Raw genomic sequence first — 11628 nt, forward strand, 5'->3', positions numbered from 1 at the left:
CGGCCGGGCGCCGCGAACGGTCGCGGCGCCCGGCGGGCGTGCTCAGGCCCGGCCCAGCTCCCGGTCGATGAAGGCGAAGATCTCATCGGCGTCGGCGGTCTCCAGCCGGTCGGCGACGGCGGTGGCCGACGTCGCCGAGTGCTCGGTCCAGCGGGCCAGGAGCGTCTGGAGGCGCAGCGTGATCCGGCCGCGGCCGGGATCGTCGGCGGCGACCGCGCCGAGCGCCCGCTCCAACCGTTCCAGCTCCTCGGCGGCCGGGTCCCGCACCTCGGCCGGGGCGAGCCGGTCGCGGACGTGCCGGGCGAGCGCGCCCGTGTTCGGATAGTCGAAGATCACCGTCGGGGGCAGCCGCAGGCCGGTCATCGTGTTGAGCGTATTGCGCAGCTCCACCGCGGTCAGTGAGTCGAAACCGAGATCCTGGAACGGCCGGTCGATGTCGACGGCGTCCGGCGAGGCGTGCCCGAGCACCGTGGCGATCTGGCCGCGGATCAGGTCCAGCAGCACCGTCTCCCGCTCCGCGTCGCCGAGGTCGGCCAACCGTCGGGCCAGGGCGGCGGCCCCGGCGGAGGTCCGACGCGGCGGCACCCGGACGAGGCCGCGCAGGATCGCCGGCAGCACCCCGGCGCCGGCCTGGGCGCGCAACGCGACGGTCTCCAGCCGCACCGGCACGAGGGCCGGCGCCCCGTCGGCGAGCGCGGCGTCGAGCAGCCGCAGCGCCGTCGCGCCGGGCAGCGGGAGCAGGCCGTTGCGGGCCATCCGGGCCCGCTCGGCGTGCTCCAGCGTCGCGGTCATTCCGCTCTCCTGCTCCCACAGGCCCCACGCCAGGCTGGTGGCGGGCAGGCCGTCCACGCGCCGCCGCTCGGCGAGCGCGTCGAGGAACCCGTTCGCCGCCGCGTAGTTGGCCTGTCCCGGGCTGCCCACCGTGCCGGCGAACGAGGAGAACAGCACGAACGCGGCGAGGTCGCGGTCGCGGGTCAGCTCGTGCAGGTGCCAGGCCGCGTCGGCCTTCGGGCGCAGCACCGTGTCCAGCCGGTCGGGTGTGAGCGCGGTCAGGATGCCGTCGTCGAGGACGCCGGCCGTGTGCACGACCGCGGTCAGCGGATGCGCGGCCGGGATCGCGTCGATCAAAGCGGCGAGCGCGTCCCGGTCGGCGACGTCGCAGGCCACGATGCGCGGCTCAGCGCCGAGCGCGGCCAGCGACGCGACCAGCTCGTCCGCGCCGTCGGCCGCCGGGCCACGCCGGCTGGCCAGCAGCAGCCGCCGGGCCCCGTACGCGGTGACCAGATGCCCGGCGACGTCCGCGGCGAGTGTGCCGGTGCCACCGGTGATCAGCACGGTGCCGTCCGGGTCGAGGCGCGGCGGGGTCCGCTCCGGCGCCGGTTCGGCGGCGACCAGCCGTGGCACCAGGACCGCCCCGTCGCGTACCGCGATCCGTGGCTCGTCGGCGGCGATCGCGGCGCCGAGCGCGCCCGGCAGCGCGGCCCGCGACGCGGCCGTGTCGTCCAGGTCGACCAGGAGGAACCGGCCCGGGTTCTCGGTCGCGGCGCTTGCCAGCAGACCGGCCACGGCCGAGCCGGGCAGGTCGCGCGGCTGCCCGCCGGCGGCGGTGGCGCCCCGGGTCACCAGCGCCAGCCGGGTGTCGGCCAGCTCCGGCGCGGCCAGGAGTTCCCGGCACAGGTCGAGGACCCGGGCGGTGAGCGCGTGCGCCCCGGCGACCGGGTCGGCGTCCGGACCGGTCGACGCGACGTGCAGCAGCAGGCCGGGCGCGGTCCCGCCGGCGGCGACGGCGGCCCGCAGCGTGGCCAGGTCCGGGTGGGACGCGGTCGGGTCGAGCCCGAACGGATCCGGCCCGAGGAGCGTGAAACCGGTGTCCGCCGGGGCGACGGTCGCCGCCGTCCAGTCCAACCGGTACAGGGCGCCGTCGCGACCACCGGCGCGGCGGAGCTGCTCGACCGCGATCGGACGGATGGCCAGCGACTCGATCGTGGTCACCGGGGTGCCGGCCGAGTCGGCCAGGTCCACCCGGACGGCGCCGGACCCGGCCGGGGAGACCCGCACCCGCAGCGTGTCCGCCCCGGGGACGGGCAGGTCCACGCCGGAGAAGACGAACGGCACCTGAGCCTGCTCGGGGGTGCCCGGGAGCAGCGCGATCGCGTGCAGCGCGGCGTCCAGCAGCGCCGGGTGCAGGCCGAAACCGTCGGGTGTGGTCCCCTCGGGCAGCGTCACCTCGGCGTGGACCGTGTCGCCCTGCCGCCAGGCGGCCCGGACGCCCTGGAACGCCGGACCGTAGGCCAGCCCGGCGGCGAGGAACCGCTCGTACAACTGGTCGACGGCGACCTCGTCGGCCCCGGCCGGCGGCCAGGCCCCGCCGGGCGCCGGCGGCGACTGCGGCGTCGTCGCGGGCGCGAGCACGCCGTCGGCGTGCCGGGTCCAGACGCCGTCGCCGCCCGTGCCGGCCGGCCGGGAGTCGATGGTCAGCGCCCGGCGTCCGTCCGGGTCGGCCGGACCCGCGACCACGTGCAGCCGCACGCCCGCCGGGTCGTCGAGGACGAGCGGGGCCGCGAGGGTCAGCTCCTCCAGCCGGTCGCAGTCGGCGTGCGCGGCCACGTGCAGGGCGAGTTCGGCGAACGCGGCGCCGGGCAGCAGCACGTGGTCCAGCACGGCGTGGTCGGGGATCCAGTCGGCGGTGTCCGGCCCGAGCCGGCCGGTGAACAACCAGCCCCCGTCCGGCAGCTCGGTGGCGGCGGCGAGCAGCGGATGGCCCGCCGGGCCGAGCCCGGCCGCGGTGACGTCGGCGGTGGCGGCGCCCCGCAGCCAGTAGGGGCGGCGTTGGAACGGGTACGTCGGAAGCTGCACCCGCCGTGGCCGCATCGGCGCGAGCACCGGCGACCAGTCCACCTCCACCCCGCGTACGGCCAGCCCGGCGGCCGAGATCAGCAACCGGGTCCAGCCGCCCTCGTCCCGCCGCAGCGTCCCGGTCACCGTGGCCTCGACACCGGCCTGCTCGGCGGTGTCCTGGAGCCCGGTGGTGAGCACCGGGTGCGGGCTGCACTCGACGAAGTGCCGGAAACCGGCGTCGAGCAGCGCCCCGGCGGTCGGCGCGAACCGGACCTGGTGGCGCAGGTTGGCGTACCAGTAGTCGGCGTCCAGGGTGGCGGTGTCGATCGGCTCGCCGGTGAGCGTCGAGTAGAAGGCCACCTGGGCGGTCCGGGGCTCGAGCCCCGCCAGCACCTCCCGCAGCCGGTCCTGGATCGCCTCGACGTGGTGCGAGTGCGAGGCGTAGTCGACCGGGATCCGGCGGACGCGCACACCGTCGGACTCCCCGTCGGCCAGCAGCTCGTCCAGGGCGGCGACGTCGCCGGAGACGACTGTCGCGGCTGGCCCGTTGACCGCGGCGACGCTGATCCGGCCGTCCCAGCGGGCGATGAGCTTCTCGGTCGCCTCGACGGGCAGCGGCACCGAGACCATGCCGCCCAGGCCGGCGATCGCGGCGAGCGCCTGGCTGCGCAGCGCCACGACCCGGCAGGCGTCGGTGAGGCTGAGCGCCCCGGCGACGTACGCCGCGGCGATCTCGCCCTGCGAGTGGCCGATGACGGCGTCCGGCCGGACCCCGAGGGCCTGCCACTGCCGGGCCAGTGACGTCATCACGGCGAACAGGGCGGGCTGCACCACGTCGGCGCGCTCCAGCGGGGGCGCGTCCGGCGCCCCGCGCAGCAGCTCCAGCAGCGACCACCCGGTGAGCGGGTCGAGGACGGCGGCGCACGCCTCGATGTGCTGGGCGAAGACCGGCGCGGTGGCCAGCAGCTCGGCTGCCATGCCGGCCCACTGCGAGCCCTGCCCGGGGAAGACGAAGGCGATCGGGCCGGCCGGACCCTCGGTGACGCCGCGCACCAGGTTCGCGGCGCCGCCCTCGGTGGGCAGCGCGGCCAGGCCGGCGAGCAGCTCGTCGCGGTCGGCGCCGACGACGACGGCGCGGTGCGGGTGCCGGGCCCGGCCGGTGGCGAGGGTCTGCGCCACGTCCGCCGGGCGCAGCGCGGTTCCGGCCCGTACGAAGGTGCCGAGCTGCCCGGCCTGGTCCACGAGCGCCTGCTCGGTGCGGGCGGAGAGCAGCCAGGCGACCGGCGCGGACGTCGGCGGCTCCGGCTCGTCGGCGGGCGCGTCGTCCGGCGCCTGCTCGATGATGACGTGGGCGTTGGTGCCGCTGATGCCGAACGAGGAGACCGCCGCCCGGCGGGGTCGCCCGTTCGGCTGCCACGGCTGCGCCTCGGTCAGCAGCGAGACGTTGCCGGTGCTCCAGTCGACGTGCGGGCTCGGCGTGTCGGCGTGCAGGGTCTTCGGCAGCTCACCGTGCTGGAGGGCGAGGGTCAGCTTGATGACGCCGGCGATCCCGGCGGCGGCCTGGGTGTGCCCGATGTTCGACTTGATCGAGCCGAGCCAGAGCGGCCGGTCGTCGGGCCGGTCCTGGCCGTACGTGGCAAGCAGCGCCTGCGCCTCGATCGGGTCGCCGAGCTTGGTGCCGGTGCCGTGCGCCTCGACCGCGTCGACGTCGGCGGTGGTCAGCCGGGCGTTGGCCAGCGCCTGCTGGATCACCCGCTGCTGGGACGGCCCGTTCGGGGCGGTGAGGCCGTTGCTGGCGCCGTCCTGGTTCACCGCCGATCCGCGCACCACGGCGAGGATCGGGTGCCCGTTGCGCCGGGCGTCGGAGAGCCGTTCCACGAGCACCACACCCGCGCCCTCGCCCCAACCGGTGCCGTCCGCGTCCGCGGCGAACGACTTGCACCTGCCGTCCGGGGCGAGACCGCGCTGCCGGCTGAACTCGGTGAAGATCGCCGGGCTGGCCATGATGGTGGTGCCGCCGGCGACCGCCATGTCGCACTCGCCGCTGCGGATCGCCTGGCAGGCCAGGTGCAGGGCGACGAGCGAGGACGAGCACGCGGTGTCGACCGTGACGGCCGGTCCCTCCCAGCCGAACGTGTAGGCGATCCGGCCGGACGCGATGCTCGTGGTGGTGCCGATCATCAGGTAGCCCTCGGCGCCGGAGGAGGCCGGCGACGTGCTGCCGTACGCCTGCGCGATCACCCCGGCGAAGACGCCGGTGTTGCTGCCGCGCAGGGTCGCCGGGTCGATCCCGGCCCGCTCCAGCGCCTCCCACGTCGTCTCCAGCAGCAGTCGCTGCTGCGGGTCGGTGGCGATGGCCTCCCGTGGGCTGATGCCGAAGAAGTCCGCGTCGAACTCGGCCGCGTGCGGGACGAAGCCACCTTCGAGCGCGTACGTCTTGCCGGCCGCCCCCGGGTCCGGGTCGTAGATGTCGGCGGTGTTCCAGCCGGGCCGGTCCGGGAACCGGCCGATCGCGTCGACGCCGCCGGCAAGCACCTGCCAGAGCTGTTCGGGGCTGTCCGCGCCGCCGGGGAAGCGGCAGGCCATCCCGATGATGGCGACCGGCTCGTCGGCCGGCCGGGTGGTGGGCGTCCGGCGGGTGGTCTTCGCGCGCGTCCCGCCGAACTCGGTGCGCAGGAAGCCGCCGAGGGCTGCCGGTGTCGGGTAGTCGAAGACCGCGGTCGGCGACATCCGCAGCCCGGTGGCGGCGTTCAGCCGGTTGCGCAGCTCCACCCCGGTCAGCGAGTCGAAGCCGAGTTCGGAGAACGGCCGCTCGGGGTCGATGTCGTTGGCCGAGGCGTGGCCGAGGACGGCCGCGATGTGGGTGCGGATCAGGTCGACGAGCAGCCGCTGCTGTTCCGCCTCGCCCAGTCCGGCCAGCCGGTCGCGCAGCGCGTCGCCGTCGCCGGTGTCCGTGTTGGTGGCCCGCCGGGCGGGCCCGCGTACCAGTCCGCGCAGGATCGGCGGCACCGCGCCGGCGAGGGCACGCAGCGCCCGGGCATCCAGCCGGGCCGGCACCACCGTCGGGCGGGCGCCCCGTACCGCCGCGTCGAACAGGGCGAGCCCCTGCGCGGCGGTGAGCGCGGCGAGCGCGCCGGGACGCCGGGGCGTTTCGCCGCCCATCCCCGCCGCGTCCTCCCACAGTCCCCAGGCGAGTGAGGTGGCGGGTAGTCCGTGGGTGTGGCGGTGTGCGGCGAGGGCGTCGAGGTAGGTGTTGGCGGCGGCGTAGTTGGCTTGTCCGGGGTTGCCGAGGGTGCCGGCGATGGAGGAGTAGGTGATGAAGGCGGTGAGGTTGCGGTTTCTGGTGAGGTGGTGCAGGTGCCAGGCGGTGTCGGCTTTGGGGGTGAGGACGGTGTCGAGTCGGTCGGTGGTGAGGTCGGTGAGGAGTCCGTCGTCGAGGACGCCTGCGGTGTGCACCACGGCGGTGGGTCGGTGGCCGTCGAGCAGGGCGGCGAGTTGATCGGGGTCTGCGGTGTCGCAGGCGGTGATGGTGACGTGGGCGCCGTGTGCGGTCAACTCGTCGTGCAGGTCGGTGGCGCCGGGTGCGTCGGGTCCGCGGCGGCTGGTGAGGATGAGTCGGCGGATGCCGTAACTGGTGACGAGGTGGCGGGCCAGTAGGGCGCCGAGGGCGCCGGTGCCGCCGGTGATGAGGATGGTGTCGTCGTTGGTGAGGGGGGTGGGGATGGTGAGGATGACTTTGCCGGTGTGGCGGGCCTGGCTGAGGTGGCGGAAGGCGGTGGGCGCGTCGCGGATGTCGAACGCGGTGACCGGCAGCGGCTTGAGCACGCCGGAGGCGAACAGTTCGCCCAGCTCGCGCAGCATCTCCGCGACCAGATCCGGGCCCGCGTCGACCATGTCGAACGCCTGGTATTCCACGCCCGGGTGGGCGTCCGCGACCACCTGCGGGTCACGGATGTCGGTCTTGCCCATCTCCAGGAACCGTCCGCCGCGCGGCAGTAGCCGCAGTGAGGCGTCGACGAACTCCCGCGCCAGGCAGTCGAGCACCACGTCCATGCCCGCGCCGCCGGTGGCGTCCAGGAACTGCCGCTCGAAGTCGAGCGTACGGCTGTTGCCGATCCGGTCGTCGCCGACGCCCTGGCCGCGCAGCGTCGCCCACTTCGGGGCGCTGGCGGTCGCGTAGATGTCGGCGCCGAGGTGCCGGGCGAGTTGCACGGCGGCGGTGCCGACGCCGCCGGTCGCCGCGTGGATCAGGATCCGCTCGCCGGGCCGCAGCACCGTCAACCGGGTCAGCGCGTAACAGGCGGTGAGGAACACGATCGGGGCGGCGGCGGCCTCGGCGAACGTCCAGCCCGGCGGCACCGGGGCGACCAGCCGCTGGTCGGTCACCGCGGTCGGTCCCATGGCGCCGGTGAACAGGCCCATGACGTGTTGGCCGGGGGTGAGGGTGGTGACGTCGTCGGCGACGTGGGTGATGATGCCGGCGGCTTCGCCGCCGATGACGGCGTCGCCGGGGTACATGTCGAGGGCGATGAGGACGTCGCGGAAGTTGAGGCCGGCGGCGCGGACGGCGATGCGGACCTGGCCGGGTGCGAGTGGTTGGGTGAGTTCGGGTGCGGGGAGCAGGGCGAGGTTTTCCAGGGTGCCGGCCGAGGTGACGCCGAGCCGCCACGGCCCGTCGGGGGTGGTCAGCACGGGCGCGTCCGTGGTCCGGGTCAGGCGCGGCGCGTAGGCCGCCCCGTCGCGGACGGCCACCTGCGGCTCACCGGTGCCGAGCAGGGCGGGCAGCGACGGCACGACCTCCGCCGCGCCGTCCACGAGCACGAACCGGTCGGGGTGCTCCGACTGGGCGACCCGCACCAGACCCCAGACCGCGGCCTGCGCCGGATCGGCCACCCGGTCGCCCGGCTGGGCCGCGACCGCGTCCTGGGTACGCAGCACCAACGTCGTACCGGCCAGCCGGTCGTCGGCGAGCCACCTGCGGGTCAGCTCCAGCGTCCAGGCGACCGGTCCGTGATCGGCGCCGGACCCACCGGCCGGCACCGCCGCGACGACCGTGGCCGGTGCCTCCTGGCCGGCGTCCAGGGCGGCGAACAGCGCCTCGACGTCGGGGTGGTCACCGGTGCCGAGCACCACAGGCGCCGTCTCGTCCGGCTCGTCGGCGGGTCGCACCGGCGTCCACCGCACCTCGAAGAGCGAGCCGTCCGCGCGCGGACCGGCCGCGGCCAGTTGCTCCGCCGAGACGGCCCGCAGCGACAGCGACTCGATCGACGCGACCGGGGCTCCGGACAGGTCGGCGACCTGCACCGAGACCGCGTCGCCGTGGGGCGCCGGCGCCAGCCGGACCCGTAGCCGGGTCGCGCCGCCGGCGTGCAGCGTCACGCCGGACCAGGCGAACGGCAACCGGATCGCCGGGTCCGCCGCGTCCCGCGCCGCGGCGCCGAGCACCATGCCGTGCAGGGCCGCGTCGAGCAGCGCCGGGTGTACGCCGAAGCCGTCCGGGTCGGCGTCGTCGGGCAGCCGGACGTCGGCGTAGACGACGTCGCCGTCGCGCCACGCAGCCCGTACCCCCTGGAACGCCGGGCCGTAGTCGAGGCCCGCCGCGGTCAGCTCAGGGTAGAGCCCGGTGACGTCCACCGGCGCGGCGCCCTCGGGCGGCCACGCCCCGGACAGCTCCTCCGCAGCGGCCTCGTCCGGTTCCGATCCGGCCGGGCGCAGCGTGCCGCTCGCGTGCCGGACCCACGGCGCCTGGTCGTCGGCGGCCGGGCGGGAGTGGACGGTGACGGTCCGGCCGCCCCGCTCGTCCGGCGCGCTGACGGCGGTCTGGAGGTGGACGGCGCCGCGCGGGTCGAGCACCAGCGGCGCCTCCAGCAGCAGTTCGTCGACGCCCGCGGACCCGGCCTGGGCGGCGGCGTGCAGTGCCAGGTCCACGAACGCGGTGGCGGGCAGCAGGACGGTGCCGTGCACGGCGTGCCCGGCCAGCCAGGGGTGGCTCTTCAGGCTCAGGTGGCCGGTGAACACCCAGCCGTCCTCGCCGGCCAGCGGCAACGCCGCCCCGAGCAGGGGGTGGGTGGTGCCGCCCAGGCCGAGGCCGCTGGCGTCGCCGGGGCGGCCCTGCACCCAGTAGGGCTGGCGTTGGAACGGGTAGGTGGGCAGGTCGGTGAGCCGCCCGGCGGGTGTGGTGGTGGTCCAGACCGTCTCACGCCCCGCCGCGTGCAGCACTGCTTGGGCGTGCTGGCCGAGGTGGGCGCTGGTGATGGTGGCGGTGGTGTCGTGGGGGAGGCAGGCGTGGGTGAGGGTGCTGAGGGTGTTGTCGGGTCCGAGTTCGACGTAGGTGGTGACACCGGCCGCGTCGAGGGTGGAGATCATGTCTCGGTAGCGGACGGCGTCGCGGATGTGTCGGGTCCAGTAGCCGGCGTCGAACGCTGGTGCCACGTCGCCGGTGCGGTTGGAGACGACGGGGATGGTCGCCGGGTGGTAGGTGACGCTCTGCGCGATGGCCTGGAACTCGTCGAGGATCGGGTCCATGTGCGGGGAGTGGAAGGCGTGTGAGGTGGTGAGCTTCTTGGTGCGTCGTCCTCGCTCGGCCCAGTGGGCGGCGATGGCGGTGACGGCTTGGGTGTCGCCGGAGATGACGGTGCTGGTGGGTGAGTTGAGTCCGGCGATGGAGACCTTCTCCGGGTCGAGCATCGGGGTCAGTTCGTCCTCGGTGGCCTCGATCGCGATCATCGCGCCGCCTGCGGTGGCGGCCTGCATGAGTCGTCCTCGGGCGGTGACCAGGAGCGCGGCGTCGGGGAGGCTGAGGACTCCGGCGAGGTGGGCGGCGGACAGTTCACCGATGGAGTGTCCGGTGAGGTAGTCCGGGGTGATGCCCCAGCTCGTGACGAGGGCGTGCATTGCTACGTGCGTGGCGAAGAGGGCGGGTTGGGTGTAGCGGGTTTCGTGGACCGCGTCGACCATGGCCTCACGCAGGGGCCGGTCGAGGTGCTTGTCCAGCTCGGCGCAGACCCGGTCGAAGGCGTCGACGAAGACGGGTTCGTCGCGGTGGGCCATCTCGGGGTGTTGGCTGCCCTGCCCGGTGCACAGGAACGCGATCTTCCCGGCCGGGCGGGTGGTGCCGCGCACGAGGGACGGGTGTGGTTGGTCGCTGGCGAGGGCGGCCAGTGCGTCCTGGTGGTCGTCGAGGATGACCGCGCGGTGGGCGTGCTGGGTGCGGCGGGCCAGGGTGTGGGCGACGTCGTCGGTCGGCAGTGAGGTGGTGGCGGTGGTGAGGCGGGTGGCCAGGGCGGTCAGCGCGGCAGGGGTCTTGGCCGACAACAGCCACGGCACCGGCGTCCCGGTCGGCTCCGGCGCGTCGGCCGCCGGCGGCTCTTCGATGATGAGGTGGGCGTTGGTGCCGCTGATGCCGAACGATGACACGCCGGCGCGGCGCGGGTGGCCGTTGCGTTCCCATGGTTGGGGTTCGGTGAGTAGCGCGATGTTTCCGGCGTCCCAGTCGACGTGCGGGGACGGGTTGTCGACGTGCAGTGTCTGGGGGAGTAGGTCGTGGCGTAGTGCCTGGACCATTTTGATCACGCCGCCGACGCCGGCGGCGGCTTGGGCGTGGCCGATGTTGGACTTGATGGAGCCGAGCCAGAGGGGCCGGTTGTCGGGTCGGTCCTGCCCGTAGGTGGCGAGGAGGGCTTGGGCTTCGATGGGGTCGCCGAGGGTGGTGCCGGTGCCGTGGGCTTCGACGGCGTCGACGTCGGCGGGGGTGAGGCGGGCGTTGGCGAGGGCCTGGCGGATGACCCGCTGCTGCGACGGCCCGTTCGGCGCGGTGAGACCGTTGCTGGCGCCGTCCTGGTTGACCGCCGACCCGCGGACGACGGCGAGGATCGGGTGCCCGTTGCGCTGGGCGTCGGAGAGCCGTTCCAGGATGAGCATGCCGGCGCCCTCGCCCCAGCCCACCCCGTCGGCCGCCGCGGCGAAGGACTTGCAGCGGCCGTTGCGGGCCAGCCCCCGCTGCCGGCTGAACTCGGTGAACAGGCCGGGCGTCGCCATCACCGTGGCGCCGCCGGCCAGCGCCAGGTCGCACTCGCCGCCGCGCAACGCCTGCGCCGCCAGGTGCATGGCGACGAGCGACGACGAACACGCCGTGTCGACGGTGACCGCCGGACCTTCCAGACCGAACGTGTACGCCACCCGGCCCGACGCGACGCTCGCCGAGCTGCCGGTCACGACGTACCCCTCGACGCTCTCCAGGCCCTGCATCAACCGGACCATGTAGTCCTGACCGGTCGCGCCGATGAACACCCCGGTCGCGCTGCCGCGCAGCGACTCGGGATCGATGCCGGCCTCCTCGAACACCTCCCACGACGTCTCCAACAGCAGCCGCTGCTGCGGATCCATCGCCAGCGCCTCGCGCGGGCTGATCCCGAAGAAGTCCGCGTCGAACTCGTTCGCCTCGTGGAGGAACCCGCCCTCCCGGACGTACGACTTGCCCGAGGCGTCCGGGTCCGGGTCGTACAGCTCGTCGGTGTCCCAGCCGGGCCGGGCCGGGAACTCGCTCACCGCGTCACCGCCGGTCGCGAGCAGCCGCCACAGGTCCGCGACGGATCCCACCCCGCCGGGATAGCGGCAGCTCATCGCCACGATCGCGATCGGCTCGTGGTCCCGCGACTCCAGCTCGCGCAGCCGCCGGTTCGCCTGCCGCAGGTCGGCCGTGGCGCGCCGCAGGTAGTCGCGGAGCTTCTCGTCGGTTCGCGCCGGGTCGGTCGTCGGGTTCGTCGTCGCGGCCACATTCTCGGCAGGCAT

1 protein-coding gene is annotated in these 11628 nt (G+C 75.1%); it reads right to left on the minus strand.

What is annotated here, in order from left to right:
• Nucleotides 1-42: 42 nt before the first annotated feature.
• On the minus strand, nt 43-11628 hold the full coding sequence (locus tag O7619_RS16395) for a type I polyketide synthase (RefSeq protein ID WP_282281778.1): 11586 nt from the start codon (nt 11626-11628) through the stop codon (nt 43-45).

Source organism: Micromonospora sp. WMMD998 (genome assembly GCF_029581235.1).
GTDB lineage: Bacteria > Actinomycetota > Actinomycetes > Mycobacteriales > Micromonosporaceae > Micromonospora.

Bases quoted from the DNA above. Each gene is read 5' to 3' on its own strand.
- O7619_RS16395 (WP_282281778.1), bottom strand. From the start codon at position 11,628: ATGCCTGCCGAGAATGTGGCCGCGACGACGAACCCGACGACCGACCCG.